Origin of the sequence: Enhygromyxa salina, assembly GCF_002994615.1 — a bacterium.
GTDB lineage: Bacteria > Myxococcota_A > Polyangia > Nannocystales > Nannocystaceae > Plesiocystis > Plesiocystis salina_A.
Map to the genome: position 1 here is coordinate 1 of NZ_PVNK01000025.1, position 19,345 is coordinate 19,345.

Below are 19,345 nucleotides of genomic sequence, written 5' to 3' on the forward strand. Positions count from 1 at the left end.
CGTCCCCGGCACCCCGCCGAGCAGCAGCCCCCGGCCACCGTTGGCCCGCTCCAGCGACCACGCGCCGACCTGCGGGGCCATGCGCCCGGCGATCTCGCTCATCGGACGCAGCAGCGGCAGCCCGCCTTGACCATCCGTGATCGTCTCGTACGCGATGCTCCGAACCCGCCGCTCCATCAATTCCTTGGTCAGGCGAGGAACCGCCGCCAGGTGAAGATAGGTGTAGAGGATCATCCCCGGCCGAAAGAACCCAAACTCATCGGCGAGCGGCTCCTTGACCTTGACGACCATGTCGGCGTCCCAGGCCTGCGCCGCGGTCTCGACGATCCGGGCCCCCGCGCCTTCGAAGGCCTCGTCTGGAAACCCGCTGCCGTCGCCCGCGAGCCGCTCGACGACGACTTCGTGGCCAGCGTCGACGAGCGCGCGGACCCCCGCAGGCTGCATACCGACGCGGTACTCATGGTTCTTGATCTCCTTGGGTACACCGATCTTCATGGTGGGCTCCTGCGCGCTGTCGCGGCGGGGGGACTATAGGACGAAACGCCGCCAGTCGAGCCCTCTTTAACGTCTCCAAGACTCGGGCCTGCGGCCCGACAACCTCGCTGCGCTCGGCCCCCAGGTCCCAGGAGACTGGCTTTAACGTCTCCAAGACTCGGGCCTGCGGCCCGACAACCTCGCTGCGCTCGGCCCCCAGGTCCCAGGAGACTGTCTTTAACGTCTCCAAGACTCGGGCCTGCGGCCCGACAACCTCGCTGCGCTCGGCCCCCAGGTCCCAGGAGACTGGCCTTGGGTGTGCGCGAAGCGAGTGTGCAGCGTCATGCGCCGCGCAAGAGCAGTTCCGCCAGCTCCAGAAACCCATCAGCCTCGCGCGCCGCGGTCACACACTCCGGCAGGGCAGAAAACCACTCGCGCTGCCCGAGTACGTCGGCGGTCCCGACCGTCAGCCCGAAGCGATCCGGCTCAAACAGCCCGCCATCGTTGGGCGCGTCGCCGACGGTGACCACACTCGCGGGCGCGATGTTGCGGCGCTCGAGCAGGCGGAGCAGACCGGCGCCCTTGTCGGGCCGACGCTGTGCGAGGTGCACATGCACGTTCGACCAGATCAAATGGACGCCCTCGGCCTCGGCGAGCTCGCGCAGGCGCAGGAGCTCGGTCTCCTCGCGCCCCTCGCGCTCATAGGCGACGTCGCCGAGCCGACAAAAAGCGTCCCCAGTCAGCTGCAGCCGCGCGTCGTGGGCCCGGTTCAGGTGTTCACCAACGGCCCGCAGCCGCCCGACGTCGCTGACCTCACCCAGCCAGCGCGGGGCGTGATCCGGCTCGATCTCCAGCAGCCCATTTTCGGCCACGCCGAAGCGGACGCCCGGGAGGTAGCGACACAGACCCAAGACCTCGCCGGCCGGGCGCCCGCTGATCGGGATCACGCGGACACCCGCGCGCGTCAGCTTTGCCAGCGCCGCGATGACGTCGGGTCCGAACTCACCGCCGCGAGTGAGCGTGCCGTCGACGTCGGTCGCGACCACGCGGATCGTCGCAACGCGGCCAGTGGCGATTTCGGCCAGGGGACGCGGCGCGAGCGTGCTTGGATCTCGTGGGCTTGGCATGCGACTCGTGATACGTTCCTAGAGCTGGCTCGAAGCCAGCGGGGCGCCTGTACCACGATGCCGCTCGAGTTGCAGTCCGGCGACGTCTACGCCGGGAACATTCGGATCCTGGACATCCTCGGCAAGGGCGCGTTCGCGTGCGTCTACAAGGTCGACGTCCCGGGCTACGACGAGCCGATGGCGCTCAAGCTGACCAAGGAGCCGGTCACGGCCGGCGACCAGGCTCAGCGCGCCCTGCGTGAGATCACGATCTTGCGCTCGCTGACCAACCCCCACGTCGTCAAGAGCTTCGACTGCGGCCTCCGCCCCGACGGCCACATCTACATGCTCATGGACTTCCTCGAGGGCCAGGCCCTCGACGAGTGGCACGACTTCGATCGTCCGCTCGCGGCGGCGGAGGCGGTGAGCCTGGTCCACCAGGTCTGCCTCGGCCTGTCCGAGGCCCACGCCAAGGGCATCGTCCACCGCGACGTCAAGCCGGAGAACATCTTCGTCGAGACCTCCGGTCACATCCGGCTCCTCGACTTTGGCCTCGCGCGCTCCTGGGACGGCTCACCGGTCGTCGGCGTCAACGCGACCAAGGCTCACATGGTCGTGGGCACGCCCCACTACAGCCAGCCCGAGCAGCTCAAGACCCGCGAACTGACGCCCTCGAGCGACGTCTACAGCCTCGGAATGATCCTCTACGAGCTGCTCAGCGGCTGCTCCCCCTTCCACCGCGAGCGCACGCTCAAGCAGGTCAAAGAGGAATTCCGCAAGCAGCCGCTGCTGTGGCTCAAGTGTCACTCGGAGTCGCCGATCGTGCCGCTCGACGAGCAGCCCGGGTGCGCGGAGCTGCCGCCCGATCTGGTCCGCGGGATCATGCGCTGCCTCGACAAGGAGCCGGCCGGCCGTCCGCCCGACGCCGGGGCCCTCGCCAACGTGCTCGGCTACGTGCTCCACCGCAATTTCAAGGTCTCGGTCGCCGCGGACCTCCGGATCCTCCACCCGGGCGAGCGCCACCCCGAAGGGCGCGTGTTCCTGCCCGGCTCCTACCGGATCGGCAGCGGCGAGCGATGTGAGATCAAGCTGCGTCACGACAGCGTGCTGCGCGTCCACGCGGTCGTCGAGTGGGCCGGGATCCCCAACCGCCCCCAGCTGCGCCCGATCACGGGCGATGGCTCCGTGCAGCTCAACGATCAGCCCATCCACAAGCCAGTGGAGCTGACCGCGCACGACGAGTTCAGCGTCGGGGCCTACCGCATGGGCATCGCGTTTTAACCCTGCGAGCTTCGCGGGGCCGCGACCCGCGCTTTGACAAGGTCAGAACGCTCTGCTACCTACCGCGCCTCCTTCCGGGGCGTAGCGCAGCCTGGTAGCGCGTTCGGTTCGGGACCGAAAGGTCGGAGGTTCGAATCCTCTCGCCCCGACACGAGAAGGGGGCTCGCAAAGCGGGCCCCCTTCTTCGTCTCTCACCCTGCCGCGCGGGCCGCAAACCTGGCATGCTGCGCAGGTGTCACAGCTCCGCGTCCTCATCATCGACGACGACGCCAGCGTCTGCGAGTTCCTCCACGAGCTGCTGACGCCGGACGGCTGCGAGATCGTGTCGATCAACGATCCTCACGCCGGCCTCGCGTTGCTCAAGTCGGCGGAGACGTTCCACATCCTGATCCTCGACCTCAAGATGCCCGGCATCAACGGGATCGAGCTCCTCGACCAGATCCGCAAGTTCAACAAGGACATCGCAGCGATCATCCTCACGGCCTTCCCGAGCCTCGAGTCCGCGACCGACGCCATCAACCTCGACGTCTCGGCCTACATGCAAAAGCCTTTCTCGGGCGAGGAGATGCGCGAGACGATCGCCCGTGTCGCCCGCAAAAAAGGCATCGTCGTCCGGCGTGAGGACGAGCTCCACATCACGATCGGCAAGCGCATCCGCGAAGTCCGCAAGAAGCGGGAGCTGACCCTCAAGCAGATGGGCCGGCGCACGAACCTCTCGGTGTCGCTCCTGAGCCAGATCGAGCGGGCCGAGTCCTCAGCCTCGGTCTCCTCGCTCTACAAGATCGCCAACGCCCTCGATGTCCGCATCGTCGAGCTGTTCGGAGACTTTTAGCGACCCCGCAGCGGCCCCCGCGTCACAGAGCGCCACGGCCACCGCGCGCGAGCGCCCCACCGAGCGAGGAACGAGCGACCGGCCGCTCGCGGAGAGGATCGCGTAGCTCACACCAGCCCACCGAGCGAGGAACGAGCGACCGGCCGCTCGCGGAGAGGATCGCGTAGCTCACACCAGCCCACCGAGCGAGGAACGAGCGACCGGCCGCTCGCGGCCGTGCGTGGCAGGGTGCGAAAGCGGCTGTGGGGGGGTCTAACAAGCAGCCCCCCCTTGGGGGGCCACGGAGAGGATCGCGTAGCTCACACCAGCCCACCGAGCGAGGAACGAGCGACCGGCCGCTCGCGGCCGTGCGTGGCAGGGTGCGAAAGCGGCTGTGGGGGGGTCTAAAAACCGGCTGTGGGGGGTCTAAAAAACCTGGCATGATGCTGGCGTGTCCCGCCTCCGCGTCCTCATCATCGACGACGACGTCAAAGTCTGTGAGTACCTGCAGGAGCTGTTGACGCCCGACGGCTGCGAGGTCGTTGCGATCAACGATCCGCAAGCTGGGCTCGAGAAGCTCAAGACTCAAGAGACCTTCCACATCCTGATCCTCGATCTCAAGATGCCCGGCATCAACGGGCTCGAGCTGCTCGAGAAGATCCGCAAGGTCGACAAGGACATCGCGGCGATCATCCTCACGGCCTTCCCGAGCCTCGAGTCGGCGACCGACGCGATCAACCTCGATGTCTCGGCCTACATGCAAAAGCCCTTCTCGGGCGAGGACATGCGCGAGACGATCGCGCGGGTCGCCCGCAAGAAGGGCATCGTCGTCCGGCGCGAGGACGAGCTGCACATCACGATCGGCAAGCGCATCCGCGAGGAGCGGCGCAAGAAGCAGCTCACCCTCAAGCAGATGCACAAGCGCGCCGGGCTGTCGGTCTCGCTGCTGAGCCAGATCGAGCGGGCCGAGTCGTCGGCCTCGGTCTCGTCGCTGTTCAAGATCGCCAACTCCCTCGACGTCCGCATCTCGGAGCTGTTCGGAGACTTCTGAGCCCGCTCCGGGCCGGGATTCGGCAAGGTGGACCGAGCGCTCGCTGTCCGTCTCTTCGCCCTCGCCTCGCTGGTCTGCGCGGCGTGTTCACCCGCTGGAGCCGTCGACGACGGTGGCGGGGACGACGAGACCGGCGAGACCGGCGGCGAGACGACGGACGAGTCCCTGCCGGCCCTCGGTCCGCGGCCCTCGACGCGCAGCTGCGTGCTCGAGGGCACCGCCGCCGACGCGCTGCCGCGGCTGATCGCCGAGCCGCTCGACCGCGGCCCGAGCTTCGATGAGGCCGCGCAGCTCCTCGCGGCGCCGGGCTCGGGCATGTGGGTGGTCGAGGCTCGCGGGCGGGTGTGGTCGGTGGCGCCCGACGAGAGCCTCGAGCCGAGCCTGGTCGTGGATCTGAGCGCGCGCGTCGACTGCTGCGACTCGCGCGGACTGCTCGCCGTCGCGCTCGCGCCCGGTCCGGACCCGGGCGAGCTCTTCGTCCACTACCACGACGCCGCCTGGCCCGAGCGGACGATCGTCGCGCGCATGAGCTACGACGCCGAGGCCGGGACCGCGGATCCGCAGACCGAGCAGACCGTGCTCACGGTCGTCCACGAGGGCACGGCGGCGAGCGGGGGCGGGCTGGTGTTCGACGCCGGGGGCATGCTCCTGGTCGGAGTCGGCGACGACGCGACCGAGGCGCCCCAGCTCCACGCAGACTCGCCTGCCCGCGATCCGCTGGACCTGCGCGGGAGCGTCCTGCGCCTCGACGTCTCCGAGCCCGGGCCCGGCTACGCGATCCCGGCCGACAACCCCTTCGCCACGGATCCCGACGCCCGGCCCGAGCTGCTGGCGATCGGCTTTCACGACCCGCGCGCGTGCGCCACCGACCCCGAGGGCGCGCGCAGCTGGTGCGTCGACCTCGGCGCGGGGCTGCGCGAGGAGCTCGACTTGCTGCTCTCGGGCGCCGACTACGGCTGGCCCGTCGTCGAGGGCCGGCGCTGCACCCAGGGCCCGTGTGACATGGCGCCCTTCGCTGCGCCCGAAGCCGACTACGGCCTCCAAGAGCCCGACGCGGCCGGCGACCACTGCGGGATCGTGGGCCCGCTCGGCTACCGCGGCGCGGCCCTGCCCGAGGAGCTCGCGGGCGCCCAGCTGTTCGCGGATCGCTGCTCGGGCCGGGTGTGGGGCGTCGCACCCGAGCTCGGCTTCGAGGTCGTGGCCGCGGCCAGCGAGGGCGTGGCCGCGCTCGGGCCCGACGCGGCCGGCGAGCCGTGGTTTGTCGACGGCGAGGGTCGGCTCGCGCGCCTGGTCCTCGCGCCCGACGGTCTGCCCGGCACGCTCCCGAGCGCGCTCTCACAGCTCGAGTGCTTCGACGAGCTCGAGGCCCTCGACCCGGGCCCCGACCTGATCCCCTTCACGGTCGCCTCGGCGCTGTGGAGCGACGGCCTCCACAAGCTCCGCCACATGGTCGTGCCCCCGGGCGAGCGGGTGCTCGTGCAGGACGACGGGCGCTGGACCTTCCCCGAGGGCAGCTTGCTGATCAAGACCTTCATCCTCGAGGCCGTGACCGGGGACGCGGACAGCCGCCGGCCGATCGAGACCCGGTTCATGGTCCGGCGCAACGGCGTGTGGGAATTTCACAGCTACCGCTGGAACGAGGAGGGCAGCGACGCGGAGCTGCTCGTCGGCGGCGCGCAGGCCCAGCTCAGCGTCGAGGATCAAGCCGGGGTCCACGAGTTCGAGTGGGGCTTCCCGGACCGCGTCGGCTGCCGGATCTGCCATGGCTTCGGCGGCGGGCGGCCGCTCGGGCCGACGACGGCCCAGCTCAATCGCCCGGTGATCTACCGCGAGGCCGACGACACCCACACGCAGCTCGATCAGCTCGCCGCGTTCGCGGCGATCGATCTGCTCGAGTTCGAGGGCGGCGCGACCCCGGCGCTCGAGACCCTGCCCGCGCTCGCCGACCCCCGCGACGACGCGCTGCCTCTCGACGATCGGGCCCGCGCCTACCTCGACAGCAATTGCGCCCCGTGCCACCAGCCGAGCTGGATGGTCCCGGATCTGCGGGCGTCGATCTCGCTCGCGGACACGGGCGTGTGTGAGCCGCTGGCCTTCGCGAGCTTGTGGGTTGATGGCGACATCCGGGTCGTGCCCGGCGAGCCCGAGCAGTCGAACCTGTGGCTGCGGATGGCGACCCGGGGCATGGGCCAGATGCCGCCGCTCGGGACCGCGGTCGTCGACCCGCTGGCCATCGAGCTGATCGGCGCCTGGATCGAGGAGCTCGACTGCCCCTGAGCCAACGAGCTCACTCGCTCAGCGCGGCGAGTCGATCCTCGAGCGCGTCGCAGCGGCGGATCCCTGACGGGTCGGTCCCGAGCTCCGTCCGCAGCAGGGACAGCGCGCGCTGGGCCTCTTGGATCGCGTGGGTGTCTTGCGGGTCTCGCTCGACCCGGGTCAGCGCTCGCTCGAAGGCCTGGGTCGTCAGCTCGATCCGCGCGGCGTCCGGGAGCCGGGCCCAGCCGGGGTCCGAGACTGACGCGCGCTGGGTTTGCGAGGGCGCGGCACGCCCCGGGGACGCCGGGTGCTCCGCAGGCGCCGCCGCCCTCACGGCCGCCTTCACGGCTGTGGGAGCGGCGGAGGGCTCGGGTCGCTCGCGCCCGAGCTCACAGGTCGAGACCACCAGGCCGACGACGCAAGCGAGGGCCGCGCCGACCAGCGGCCAGACCAAAAACACACGGCGCTGGTCCTGCATGACGGGCGCCACCTTCACGCGCCCCAGCAGTCGGCGATCAGCGGGACCTCGGCCGGGATGCCTTCGGTCCACGCCAGGTCGGGGTCGCCGAGCCCGAGCTGCCCCTCGGAGTTGAGGCCCCAGCAGCGGATTCGGCCGTTGTCGAGCAGCGCGCAGGTGTGCTTGAGGCCCAGCGCGAGATCGCGGACCCCGACCCCGATGTCGATGTCTTCGCTCGGTGGCTCGTACAGCCGCGTGATCGAGGGGCCATAGCCGAGCAGGCCGGGCATCAGGCCGTGGCCCCAACAACGGATCCGGTCGCCTTCGAGCAGCACGCAGGTCCGCAGGCCACCCATGAACACGGCCTCGACGGGCTCGCCGATGTCGACCGGGCCCATGTCCGCCGGGGTCTCGTCGTCCCCGACGCGCTCGGTTTCCGAGAAGATGTCGCCGTAGCCGAGCATGCCGTAGGCGGCGTCCCGACCCCAGCAGCGCAGGCTGTGATCCTCGAGCAGCGCGCACCAGTTGCTGCCCGCCGATGCGAGGCCGATCGCCGCTCCGCCCAGCGGCACGTCGCCGGCCTCCGCGGGGGTCTCGTCGTCCCCGATCGGCTCTTGCGATCCGTAGCCGAGGGCGCTGTCGGTGCCCCAGCAGCGCACGCCACCGTCGAGCAGGAGCGCGCAGGTGTGGCCGCCGACAACGGAGGTCCCGGCCTCGATCGACAGCGCCGGGCCGCCGAGCGCGAGATCTGGGAGCTCGGCGAGGATCTCGTTCGGGTCGGCTCCGATGCCCCGATCGATGCTGTCGCCGTAGCCGAGCTCGCGCCCCGCCCCCCAGCAGCGGACCGCGCCGTCTTCGAGCAACGCGCACGCATGATTGACGCCCTGAACGAGCCGCTCGACGCGCGGGCACGCCTCAATCTTCAGGCCTTCGAAGGGCAGCTGCTCGGCCCCGGTGAACGCGAACCCAAAGATGCCCGGACCCCAGCAGCGCGCCTCACCCGAATCCAACATCGCACATTTGCCGCCGAGCTCCTGAACATCGTGGACCGGGCCGCCGACCGCGACGGGGCCGACCGAACACCAGTCTTCGTCGTCGCCGATGTTCTCCGATTCGCCGTACCCGAGCAGGCCCTGACCGCCGCTGCCCCAACAGCGCAGCCCGCCGCCCGAGTCGAGGGCACAGGTCGAGTGATCGAAGGCGACGAGCTCGACGACCTCGACCTCGTCAGGCAGGTCGGTCGGGGCGGACTCGTCGGCGTTGGGATTTGGTCCACAGCATGGCAGCAGCGTGAGCGCCGCCAGCGAGACCGCGGCTGCGATCGTGTTCACGGGTTGAGCTCCCGGCTGATACGTACGGCGTGAAGTCGCGCGAGTTGCTCGAGGTCACCCCAAGCTGCCGTCGACAGCTGGCCCTCGCCCACGCTCACGCACTCTAACATGTTGGCGCTTGGGTCGATCGTTCCGGTGGAACCTACGATTGAGTGCCATCCGACGACCTGCTGTGGCGCGCTTGGATCACAGTCTTCGTTCGGGACCAGGATCCGCAGCGTGTCTGCGTCGACGCCAGGGATGACCTCCAAGCGCGCACCAAAACGATCGTGGGCTTCGCCGATATCGGCGATCCCCCCCTGACCCTGGATGACACGCGTGTTGGGGTAGTCGGGCAGCCCCGCCGAGCCGCCGTAGAAGATCGAGACCTGGCCGACGTCCGGCTCGAGGCCAAGGTCCTTGTCGGGCGTCCCAATCACCAGGTCCGAGCACGTGGCGCTCGTGAGTCGGCCCGCCGCGATGCTGGCACCGAAGTGATCGTTTGCTTCGACCACGACTCCGGCGGCGCCGTAATCTGCGAAGTCTTGGGCTGCCAGGGTGCCCAGGCCGCCGGAGGTCCCATACATGACGTGGACCGACCCGGCCTCGTGTGCGCCGCCGACGGTCGCGCGGGGCGTCCCGATTGCGAGGTCGTCGAGGCCGTCACAGTTGAAGTCACCGACGGTGAGCTGCTCGCCGAAGAAGCTCCACGCGGCCGCGACGCCGCCGATGCCGACGCTCTCCTGATCGAAGACCTGATCGCCCGAGGCCATCAGCCCGCTCGATGAGCCATAAAAGACGTGGATCCTCCCGGCCCCGGGCTCGGAGTTGACCCGCGCGCCGGGCGTGCTCGCGGCGAGATCCTCGAAGCCATCGCCGTTGAAGTCGCCGACGGTGAGCGCCGCACCAAAGTAGTCCTCGCACGCGGCCGCGCCGAGAACGCCCGGCGTATCGAGATCCCAGTCGGTCCGCACCCCGTTGGGATCGAGGACGATGAGTCGGCCCTTCCCACAATCGAAGTCCGGGTCCGAGTAGACCTCGTACAATTGGCCGGTCCCGGAGAAGTCTGCGCTGACCGCATCGCTCAAGTAGCCGCCGAGCTGACCCGCGTCGAAGATGCTCGACAAGAAGGTATAGGACGAGTCGGCATAGCTCGCGTCGTACAGATAGTCGGCGACCGCGTCGACGCTGACGGGATCACCGAATTGGCCTTGAGCGGCGAGGGCCAAGGTCGGCGTGAGCTTGGCCTCGACCGACTTGGCCTCGATCCATAGATGTTGAGGTTGGGGCAGGGTGCCGGCCGAGATGTCGAGCGGCGGCGCGGGCCACCCGCCACACGCCTTGCCGCCCCTGTCATGCAGCGAGCAGCTGTTCGCGGCGAAGCTCCCACCGCCCGGCTCATTGATCGAGGTTGGAAGATCACCGAGGCAGTCGCCGTGCCAGACCCACTCGTCCTCCTCGTTGAGGTCATGGCAGGGCGTCACGTCGCGGCCGGTGACGTACTCGATCCAGTGGACGTACGCGGGCGCGGCCTCGTAGAGATCCAGCGCGTTGGGCGTCCCCCCCGACGCGTCGCCGTTGAGATCGCCGATCACCCGCCAGGTGCCGTCGGGCAGGCGGTGGAGGATCGGGCCGCCGGAGTCGCCGTCGAGGGTGCCCTCGCCGGGGATCGGGGTCTCATCCCACGCGACCGTGTGGTTGGTGACGAGCTGCGTCGGGCTGCCCTGGTGGTAGTAGTTCGCGTAGGGCCCCTTGGCGCCGGAATTGTCGACCTGAACGTAGAGCGTTGGATTGAACGCGCGCTTGAACCCGTCCTCACCGCCGGGCTTCTTGCCCATCCCGATCGCCACGACATCGACGCCGGGGAAGTTCCCGTCGGCTGGCTTGCCGATCGGGGGCGGCGGCGTCCAGCAGCCGGACGGACCCTTGACCTGACCGGGCGCGCAGTCGTAGGTCGTCCACAGTAGCTCGTGCAACCAGTCCCGGATGCAGCCGGTCGGGACCATCACGGGGACGGTCGGGAGATCGTCCAATTTCGCGTAATCGGGGTCACTCGAATCGAGGACGCAGACCCCGAGGTCCACGCCCGCGTAGTGCCAGATGTTGTTGGCGACCGACTTCGCGCCGCCGCCCGGATGGCTGTAGCAGTGCTCTTGACTGATGACGTCGGGGTCGGGCGCGATGTCGACCTCGAACCTGTCACCCTTGGGATCGGCGTCGGGGTCGGCGTTGGCGAAGATCACCCGCTTGGGGTTCTCGGAGTCCATGCAGTGCCCAGCCATGAGCACGACGCCGTCACCGATATAGGAACCTGTGCAATGGCTGTCGATCCGGACCGCAGAGGGATACGAACATTCGGAGACCGCCGGGCCGCTGACCGGATCCATCGCGCGCGCCGAGCGACTCGTGAGCAGCGCGAGGATCAGAACCACCCATGTTCTCTGGCCGTGCATTGCGGGAGCCTAGCCGTGCACGCGGGAGCGACAATGGGGGCAAAGGCGCAAATAAGTTCGCAAATCCAGGGGAGCCCCCCGGAACATTTCAGGGGGCGCGTGGGATCGGGGCGAGATGGAGAGCTTTTCCGCGTAGGTGCGGATTTTTCCTGGGTCGGGTGCTCGAGCGCTCTTCCACCCCGAGGCGGCCCCGCGCTCGCCGACGGAGACAAGCGAGCATGACACTCGACAAAGCCCTCACGACCCTCGTCCTCGCGGCGCGCTCGCCGGGCTCGGCTCCCAGGCCTGGCGCCGGGCTCAGTCGTCGCCGCCCTCTTGCCCGAAGCAGGCCTCCAGCGGCAGCAGGTTGCCCATGCAGCTGGCGGCCGGGACGGTGCTCGGGGGCATGCCGTTGAGGTGATCGCAGCACACAGAAAGGAGGGGATCGTTGTCACACAGGCAGGCCTCGTTGCATCCGTCGCCGTTCGGATCGCCCGGCCAGGTCCCGGGTGGACAGACATAGCGAACGTCGGGGCTGCCGTCGCAGTCGAGGTCGCCGTTGATCGCGTCTGGGGCCCCAGGGTAGGGACAGTTGCCAGAGTAGTCGAGGTTCTGGCACAGGCCGTAGAAGTCCTCGCAGGGATCACAGGCGCAAATCTCCTCGCAGCCGTCGCCGTCGAGGTCGGCTGGCGAGGTCCCGGGCGGACAAAAATAGCGAACATCGATGACGCCGTCGCAGTCCATGTCGCCGTTGATCGCGGAGCCCCCCGCAGGCGGGCACTCGGGGTAGCTGATCCCGGGGCACAGCCCGACGAGGGCCTCGCACTCGTCGCACTCTTGCTCGGGCACGACCACGTGCCCGGGGTACTGCAGGCAGGCGGCCGTCGTCATCCACATTGGATCGAGGGGCGGGACCTCACAGCAGACCTTGGGGTTGCCTGGGTTCTGGGGAGCCGGAGTCGGCTCCATCAGCGGGAGCTCGGATCCAGACAAAGGGGTGGCCTCGTTCGGCTCGGGCGCCTCCGGCGTCTGGGGGACTGCGACCAGCGGGAGCGTTTCGCGCTGCTCGGCGCGCTGGCTCGGCTCGTCGAGCTCGGCTTCGCAAGCTGCGAGCCCGAGGCCAGCGAGGGTCAAGACGGGGATGAAGAAGTTCGACAGGGAGTGCTTCATTGTGTCCTTTGCCGAGCAGTCACATTCGAGACGTGAAGAGATCGTGCTCGAGCAATTTTTTTGCCAGCGCTTCGACGAGGCTCAATTTCGCCGTCGGAGCTCGGCTCAGCCCTCGCGCCGACGGTGGACGAGCGTGAACACGGCCGGGATCAGGACCAAGGTCAGCAGCGTCGAGGCTCCAAGCCCGCCGAGCACGGCCCGAGCCATCGGCGCCTGGGCGTCAGCCCCCTCACCGATCCCGAGCCCGAGCGGCAGCAGGGCCAGGACCGTCGTCAGCGTCGTCATCAGGATCGGTCGGAGCCGCCGGCGCCCGGCCTGGGCCGCCGCCTCAACGCTCGGGAGCCCGTCTTCGTCCTGCAGCCGCCGGGCCTGATCCACGAGCAGGATCGCGTTGTTGACCACGATCCCGCCGAGCATGATGCAGCCGATGTAAGACTGAACGTTGAGGGTCGTGTTGGTCACGGACAGCACGGCGAGCACGCCGATCGCCGCGACCGGGACCGAGAGCATGACGATCAGCGGATCCCGAAGCGACTCGTACTGCGCGGCCAGGACCATGTACACGAGCAGCAGCGCGAGCAGCAGCGAGACGAGCAGCTCGGTGAAGGCCTCCTGCTGCTCCTCGAAGCTGCCGGCGACCACGAAGTCGTAGCCGACCGGGCGCGGGATCTCGGTCAGCCGGGTCTCGATGTCGGCGGCCACGGACCCGAGGTCGCGGCCGGCGACGTTGGCGGTGATCTTGACGAGGCGCTGCTGGTCCTTGCGCTCGATCATGATCGGCCCGCGGCCCGGCGAGGAGGTGACGACGTTGCGCAGGGCGACCTCCTCGCCCGCGGGCGTGCGGAGCGTGAGATCGAGGATCTCCGTCAGCGGCAGGTGCTCGGCTTCGGCGAGCTGGAGGAGGATCCGATAGGAGTAGCCGCCGACCCGGTACTCGCCGGCCTGAGCCCCGGCGACGGCGGTCTCGAGGGCGACGGCCACGTCGCGGGGGCTCAGCCCGAGGCTCGCGGCCTTGGCTCGATCGATCTCGATCGTCGCCTGTGGGACCCCGGCCTCGCGGCTGAGATCGACGTCGGTGATGCCCGGGACCTCGGCGATGACCTCGGCCGCGCGCTGACCGAGGCGATCGAGGGTCTCGAGCTCGAAGCCACGAACCTCGACGACCAGGCCTTCGTCGCCGCCGAGCACACGCTCGAGCAGGAATTGACCCTGCGGCGCCCGGGTCCGGATCGTCATGCCCGGGACCTTGGCCTGGAGCTGCTCGCGCAGCGCGGTCGCGATCTCGACGTTCGAGCGCTCGCGCTCCGCCGCCGGGGTCAGGGTCAGCCGCAGCTCGCCGCGAAAGGACTCGCTCGGGTTGCGCGAGGCGGACTCGGCCACGCTGACGACCGAGGACACGGTCTCGGGCACCTCCGGGTAGACGTGAGACTCGAGCAGCCGGGTCTGGCGGTCTACGAGGGCCAGCTTACTGCCGACCGGCATCTCGCCGCTGACGCGGACCTCGCCCTCGTCGCTCGGCGGCATGAATTCGGTCCCGATCGTGGGCAGCAGCAGCAAGCTCGCCGCGAGCGCGACCGCGGCCGCGATGATCGTCGCCGCCCGGTGGCGCAAGGCGCCGTCGAGCAGCCGGCCGTAGCGCTCGTCGAGGCGGGCGAAGGCCCGATCCGAACCCGCGACCAGCTTGCCGACCCAGCCCGGCCGCTGACCCGCGGCCTGCGGCTTCAGGAGCTTGGCCGCGAGCATCGGGACCACGCTGAGCGAGACCAGCAACGAGCAGGCCAGCGCGAAGGAGACCACGAGCGCGAAGTCCTCGAACAGCACGCCGGAGACCCCGCCGACGAAGGCCAGCGGCAGGAAGATGACCAGGGTCGTGACCGTGCTCGCGACGATCGCCGGTCCGACCTCGGCGGTCCCGGCCACGGCGGCCGCGGCGGTGTCCTCGCCGAGCTCGTCGCGGCGGCGAAAGATGTTCTCGAGCACCACGATCGAGTTGTCGACCATCATGCCCACGCCCAGGGCGAGGCCGCCGAGGGTCATGAGGTTGAGGGTCAGGCCCGTGAAGTAGATCAGCGCGAAGGTCGCGATCAGCGAGACCGGGATCGCCAGGGCGATGACCGCGGTGCTCCGGAGGTTGCGCAGGAAGAACAGCAGCACGACGATCGCGAGCACGCCACCGTAGAGGACCGAGCGGGCGACGTTGGCGATCGAGCGCTCGATGAAGTTGCCCTGGTTGATGACCGGGACGACCTCGATCTGCGGGAAGTCGCGGTTGATCGCCTCGACCTCGGCGAGCACCCGCGCGGCGACCTCGACGGTGTTGGCGTCGGACTGCTTGCGGATCGCCAGCCGCAAGCCCTGGGCGCCGTTGACCCGGGCGAGGCGCTCGAGCTTTTGGTAGGTGTCGCGGACCTCGGCGATCTGTCGGAGCTCGACGGCCGCGCCGTCGCGGACCCCGACGACCGTCGCGCGGATCTGCTCGAGGTCGCGAAACTGCGCGGGCGCGCGCACGGTCACCGACTCCTGGCCGCGCTCGATCTTGCCGGCCGGGAGGTCGAGGTTGGCGTCGGTCAGGGCCTCGCGGATCTGGTCGAGGGGGATGCCCAGGGCCCGGAGCCGGGCCGGATCGAGCTCGACCCGAACCTCGCGCGAGTACTCGCCCCAGGGGTCGACCTGGGCGACGCCGGGGATCTGGGAGAAGCGATGGCGGAGCTGCTCGTCGACCAGGGTCGTGAGCTCGATCGGGTCGAGCTGGCTGGAGATGCCCAGGATCACGACCGGGAAGCTGCCGACGTCGAACTTGCTGACCCGCGGGCGGACGATGTCGTCGGGCAGCTCGTTGATCTCGTCCTCGAGCTTGGCGCTGACGTCGATCGCGGCCATGTCGACGTCGATGCCCCAGCCGAAGGTGACCTTGACGCTGCTGTCGCCCTCGGACGAGGTCGACTCGAGGTCCTCGACGCCGGGCACGGTCGCGACGATCTCCTCGATGATCGTCGTGACCCGCTGCTCCATGACCTCGGGGTTGGCGCCCTCGTACTCGGTCCGGATCGTGACCGTGGGCAGCTCGATCTCCGGCAGCAGATCGATCTGCACGCGGCTGAGCGAGACGCCGCCGAGGACCAGCACGATGAGCGTGAGCATCATCGTGAGGACCGGCCGCTCGACGCTGACTCGGGCGATCTTCAAGACGGGTCCCCCTCGGACATGCGCCGCTCGGGGACCACGACCGCCGAGCCGTCGACGAGCTGCTGCTGCCCGAGGGTGACCACGCGGCCGGTGATCGGCGCGCCGTCGAGGGCCGTCACGGCCACGCGCTCGCGCTCGCGGACGCCGACCTCGACGGCCCGCAGCGCGACCGTCTCGCCGGCCTCATCGAGCACGAAGATCACGACCTCGCCGTTGCGATCGACGAGCGCCGAGGCCGGCACGATCGTGGCCTCGGGCACGCGCTCGAGCACCGCCCGGGCGCGCACGAACATGCCCGGCTTGAGTCGACCGTCGCCGTTGGGCACGCGCATCTCGACCCGGGCCTGGCGCGACTGCTCGCGGAACACCGGCGCGATCCGGCTGATCTCACCGGCGAAGCTCTCGCCCGGGAACGCGTCGGCGCGCAGGGTCACGGGCATGCCCGGCGTGAGCTCGGCGTAGTCGACCTCGGTCACGAACACCACGACGATCACGGGATCGAGGTCGACGATCCTCAGGAGCGGCGCGTTGGCAGCGAGCAGCCCGCCCTCGTCGGCGAAGCGGGCGGCGACCAGGCGCCGCGCGTCGCGCTCGCGCCCCTCGGCCTCGCCGCCCTCGGCCTCGCTCCACTGCACGGTGACCTCGGTGTAGCCGCGGCGGATCTGCGCGGCCTTGGAGACCGCCCGGGCCCGAACGACCTCGGCCTCGGCGACCTCGAGCGCGGCCTCGGCCTCGACCTTGGTCGCGCGCGCGGTGTCGAGCTCCTGCTCGGAGCTGATGTCGCGCCCGCGCAGGCCCTCGACCCGGGCGTAGCTGCGCCGGGCCAGCGCGGCGACCTTCTCGGCCGCGCTCGCTCGGGCCCGGGCGACGACGAGATCCGCGCGCGCCTCGGCCTCGGCCTGACGCAGCTCTTCGTCGTCGAGCACGGCCACGACCTGCCCGCGGGTCACGAGATCGCCGAGGTCGACCTTGATCTGCTCGACCCGGCCGCCGACCTTGGGCGCGACGGTGAACTCGGCCGCGGCCTCGAGGGTGCCGGTGAACTCGCGCCGACGCTCGATCGGCCCCTGCTCGACGGCCGCGACCTCGACGGGGACCGGCCCGCTGTCCGCGGCTGCGCCGGTCTGCTCGTCGCTGAATACCCACAGGCGCAAGGCGACGCCGCCGGCGATCAGCGAGGCGGCGATCAGCGCCGCGATACCCCATGTCTTGGCCTTGCCCACCTTCGTGTTTCGCTAGCGGGAGGGTAGCAGCCCCGTCCGGGCTGGTGAAACCCGCGCGACTCGTTCGGCCTGTGGACGCATCCTGGCTTCGTCGCGAGCTCGGCCCCGGGCTGCTAGCAGCCCGGGGTGCAATGCATCGTGTCGCCTCGCGCCGGAATGTTCGCCGAGGGCGCGAAGCCAAAACGCCGCTGTACCGGGCGTACTGCAAGTTTTGGCGACAAAGCCCTCGGCGAAGAGGCCAAGCGAGGCGGCGCGAGCTCGGCCCCGGGCTGCTAGGTCTAGTCGCCTCCGGCGGATCCGAGAGCGAGGCGGCGCAGGAGCGCGGCGAGCCCCTCGCCCCGGGTGAGAACCCGGCGGATGATCCGGGGTTGGCACTCTCGGCCGCGACTTGGACGGGGCTCTCACCCTCGCTGAGCTCGAGCCGGGTCGGCTCGGTCGAGCTCACCGACGTCGAGGGCGCATTGCCTCGGGGACGGTGACTGACGCCCGCGGGCCGATCGAGCTCAGCGACAACATCCAACAAGCACGATCGTGTCCCGCGAGTTCTGGGCCGGACTCATCCCCGGAGCGAGTCGGGCGACTGCCGCGCCCGCGGCGAGCGGGGGTCCTCGGTCCCCGAGTGCCGCGTGTCGGCGTTGGTTCTGACCATCACCGACCGCCGGCGAAGCGGGGGCGGTCTTTAGCTGAGTTCGGAGACGTAGAGAGAATAAGGAAAGATATGAATGCCAGCGCTGCGCTTATTGTGGTGATTTGGATGCGAGGAATAGTGTGTGTGTAATATTCGAGAGGCGTGTGTGGCGACGAGGCGAGTATCGCAATCGTTTCGCCAACATTACGCTGCTGTAACGTTCATATTAATTGGGTGCAGAACACGCGAGTGATCGTGATCTGCGGGCTGTTGCTGGCAGCGGCCTGCCCGAAACAGGACGAGGCGGAGCTCGCGGCGAGGTTGGACGCGAGGTCCGTGCAGGGGCGAGAGGGCGATGAACGGCCGGCGCCCAAGGTCCACACCCAAGATCACTTCACCGTGGCCGAGGAGATTCGGCTCGCGCTGATTAGTGGCAACGTCGACGCCGCGCTCGCGCCGGCGGCGTGGATGGCTGAGCACTATGCAGAGCTCGAATACCCCGAGCCGTGGCGGCCCTATGTCGAACACATGCATGATTCGGCGGACAAGATCGGAAGCGGCGTGGAGCTCGCCGTTGCGAGCGCGGCCCTCGTCGAGGTCGGGCAGGCCTGCGCCGCGTGCCACGTCGCCGTCGATGGCCCCGAGATCGAGGTCGACGAGCCACCGAGCGCCGACGCGGCGGGCGACACGGGCGACACGGACGTGGTCACGGTCGACCATGGTTGGGCGATCGACACGATGTGGACGGGCCTGACCGGGCCGTCGCGCACGGCCTGGATCACGGGCGCCGAGGCGCTCGCGGTCGCCCCCCTGGTGCCCGAAGAGATCAGGGGAGGGCGCTCGGCCCGAGCGGAGATCGAGGAGCTTGCCATGAGGGTTCACGAGATTGGCGACCAAGCGCGTCAGTCGCTTGTGGTCTCGGGCATCCCCGGGCAGCTCTTCGGTGAGCTGCTGACGACCTGCGAGGCCTGTCACGCGGCGCTGGATCGTCACTGAGCGCCGCGTATTGTCGGGGCCGAGATCGCAGTCCTCGCCGGGGCTGACGACGCCGTCGCCATCGCTCCCGGAGCCCGTGCCGCCGTCGCCGTCGCCGGTGTTAGCGCAGAAATTCGACGAGGGCGGTGAGCAGCTGCTCGCGCATCGGCTCGACCAGCCACGGGTCATTGTGGTTGGCGTCGAGCTCGACGAGCCGCGAACCCGAGAGCGAGGCGTGCATCGCCCGGATGTGCTCGATCGGGCACACGCTGTCGCGGACGCCCGACACGAGCAGGATCGGGAGCTCGCGGCCCGCGAGCGACTCGATCTTCGCCCGGGTGTCGGTTGGGAAGTGGCGAAAGGTTCCGAGGATCGCCCGGCGCAGCTTGCCGGGGTCGCGGCCGCGGATCTCGAGCTCGACCGCGAGCATGTGCTCGATCACCGCCGCGTGGGTGGTTGGATCGTCGAAGCCCCGGGCCAGCTCGCCGCGCAGCATCCTCCAGTAGAGCCGGTCGAGCAGCCAGCCGAGCCCGATCCGCGGCAGCAGGCGCGCCGGGGCCAGGAACGGGGCCCAGGCCCCGAAGGGACCGGAGATCGTCAGCGAGCGGGCGCGCTCGGGCTGCGCGGCGGCGAAGCGCGCGACGACGTTGCCGCCGAAGGAGTAGCCGAGCAGATCGAGGGGCCCGGAGAGCTCGAGCTTGGCGAGGAGCTGCGTGGCCTGGTCGAGGTAGAGCGCCTCGTCGTAGCGCTGGCCGGGGTCGGCCGAGTCTCCGCGGCCGTAGTAGTCGTAAGTGAGCACGCAAAAGTCGGCGCCGAGGCGCCCGCCGAGCTCGGCGAAGAAGCGATCGCAGTTGCGCGGGAAGTGAAAGCCGCCGAACACGAGCAGGGACCGCGGCGCGCCGAGCTGGCCGTGGATCGTGTAGGCGGTGTCGCCGTGGGCGAGCTCGACGGTCGACCGCGCAGTCCTCACGCCCCATCGTAGCGT

General features: G+C 69.7%; 14 protein-coding genes and 1 tRNA gene. 6 read left to right on the forward strand and 9 right to left on the reverse strand.

What is annotated here, in order from left to right; genetic code table 11:
• Both ENSA5_RS02475 and ENSA5_RS35470 read right to left on the reverse strand, forming a co-directional pair.
• The coding region (locus tag ENSA5_RS02475; protein WP_373422410.1) for an alanine dehydrogenase at positions 1-495 on the reverse strand (495 nt) is incomplete at its 3' end.
• A gap of 320 nt (positions 496-815) precedes the next feature.
• The gene (locus tag ENSA5_RS35470; protein WP_146155250.1) at positions 816-1,601 is read right to left on the reverse strand and encodes an HAD family hydrolase; all 786 of its coding nucleotides are present in this window, start codon (positions 1,599-1,601) and stop codon (positions 816-818) included.
• A 57-nt stretch (positions 1,602-1,658) separates the two neighbouring features.
• On the opposite strand from ENSA5_RS35470, the gene ENSA5_RS02485 reads away from it, so the two are divergent.
• From ENSA5_RS02485 to ENSA5_RS02505, 5 genes are all read left to right on the forward strand, one after another.
• Positions 1,659-2,861: an FHA domain-containing serine/threonine-protein kinase gene (locus ENSA5_RS02485; protein WP_181197250.1), complete on the forward strand. Its 1,203-nt coding sequence runs from the start codon at positions 1,659-1,661 to the stop codon at positions 2,859-2,861.
• Positions 2,862-2,936: 75 nt separating this feature from the next.
• A tRNA-Pro gene (locus ENSA5_RS02490) sits at positions 2,937-3,010 on the forward strand.
• Between the two features lie 83 nt (positions 3,011-3,093).
• On the forward strand, positions 3,094-3,693 hold the full coding sequence (locus ENSA5_RS02495) for a response regulator (protein ID WP_106389946.1): 600 nt from the start codon (positions 3,094-3,096) through the stop codon (positions 3,691-3,693).
• Between the two features lie 430 nt (positions 3,694-4,123).
• Positions 4,124-4,723 (forward strand): response regulator, encoded by a 600-nt coding sequence (locus ENSA5_RS02500; RefSeq protein ID WP_106389947.1) that lies wholly within the window; start codon positions 4,124-4,126, stop codon positions 4,721-4,723.
• 27 nt (positions 4,724-4,750) lie between these two features.
• The gene (locus ENSA5_RS02505) at positions 4,751-7,000 is read left to right on the forward strand and encodes a PQQ-dependent sugar dehydrogenase (protein ID WP_106389948.1); all 2,250 of its coding nucleotides are present in this window, start codon (positions 4,751-4,753) and stop codon (positions 6,998-7,000) included.
• Between the two features lie 10 nt (positions 7,001-7,010).
• Here the strand turns inward: ENSA5_RS02505 and ENSA5_RS02510 are convergent, their stop codons facing one another.
• The 6 genes from ENSA5_RS02510 to ENSA5_RS02535 form a co-directional block, all read right to left on the reverse strand.
• Entirely contained in the window at positions 7,011-7,475 is a 465-nt protein-coding gene (locus ENSA5_RS02510) for a hypothetical protein (RefSeq protein ID WP_106389949.1), read from the reverse strand.
• Complete coding sequence (locus ENSA5_RS02515; protein ID WP_106389950.1) at positions 7,472-8,767, reverse strand: RCC1 domain-containing protein; 1,296 nt, start codon at positions 8,765-8,767, stop codon at positions 7,472-7,474. Before ENSA5_RS02515 ends, ENSA5_RS02510 begins: the two co-directional genes overlap by 4 nt.
• On the reverse strand, positions 8,764-11,178 hold the full coding sequence (locus ENSA5_RS02520; RefSeq protein ID WP_181197253.1) for an FG-GAP repeat protein: 2,415 nt from the start codon (positions 11,176-11,178) through the stop codon (positions 8,764-8,766). The genes ENSA5_RS02515 and ENSA5_RS02520 overlap by 4 nt, the downstream gene beginning before the upstream one ends.
• Positions 11,179-11,496: 318 nt before the next feature.
• Entirely contained in the window at positions 11,497-12,348 is an 852-nt protein-coding gene (locus ENSA5_RS02525) for a hypothetical protein (RefSeq protein WP_106389952.1), read from the reverse strand.
• Positions 12,349-12,453: 105 nt separating this feature from the next.
• Complete coding sequence (locus tag ENSA5_RS02530; RefSeq protein ID WP_106389953.1) at positions 12,454-15,534, reverse strand: efflux RND transporter permease subunit; 3,081 nt, start codon at positions 15,532-15,534, stop codon at positions 12,454-12,456.
• Positions 15,531-16,757, reverse strand: a complete 1,227-nt coding sequence (locus ENSA5_RS02535) for an efflux RND transporter periplasmic adaptor subunit (protein WP_106389954.1) — start codon at positions 16,755-16,757, stop codon at positions 15,531-15,533. Before ENSA5_RS02535 ends, ENSA5_RS02530 begins: the two co-directional genes overlap by 4 nt.
• Positions 16,758-17,619: 862 nt before the next feature.
• On the opposite strand from ENSA5_RS02535, the gene ENSA5_RS02540 reads away from it, so the two are divergent.
• The gene (locus ENSA5_RS02540) at positions 17,620-18,381 is read left to right on the forward strand and encodes a hypothetical protein (RefSeq protein ID WP_146155235.1); all 762 of its coding nucleotides are present in this window, start codon (positions 17,620-17,622) and stop codon (positions 18,379-18,381) included.
• Positions 18,382-18,481: 100 nt separating this feature from the next.
• Here ENSA5_RS02540 and ENSA5_RS02545 read toward each other — a convergent pair whose 3' ends face one another.
• The gene (locus tag ENSA5_RS02545; RefSeq protein WP_181197255.1) at positions 18,482-19,330 is read right to left on the reverse strand and encodes an alpha/beta fold hydrolase; all 849 of its coding nucleotides are present in this window, start codon (positions 19,328-19,330) and stop codon (positions 18,482-18,484) included.
• Positions 19,331-19,345 lie beyond the last annotated feature (15 nt).

Bases quoted from the DNA above. Each gene is read 5' to 3' on its own strand.
- ENSA5_RS35470 (WP_146155250.1), bottom strand. From the start codon at position 1,601: ATGCCAAGCCCACGAGATCCAAGCACGCTCGCGCCGCGTCCCCTGGCC.
- ENSA5_RS02485 (WP_181197250.1), top strand. From the start codon at position 1,659: ATGCCGCTCGAGTTGCAGTCCGGCGACGTCTACGCCGGGAACATTCGG.
- ENSA5_RS02525 (WP_106389952.1), bottom strand. From the start codon at position 12,348: ATGAAGCACTCCCTGTCGAACTTCTTCATCCCCGTCTTGACCCTCGCT.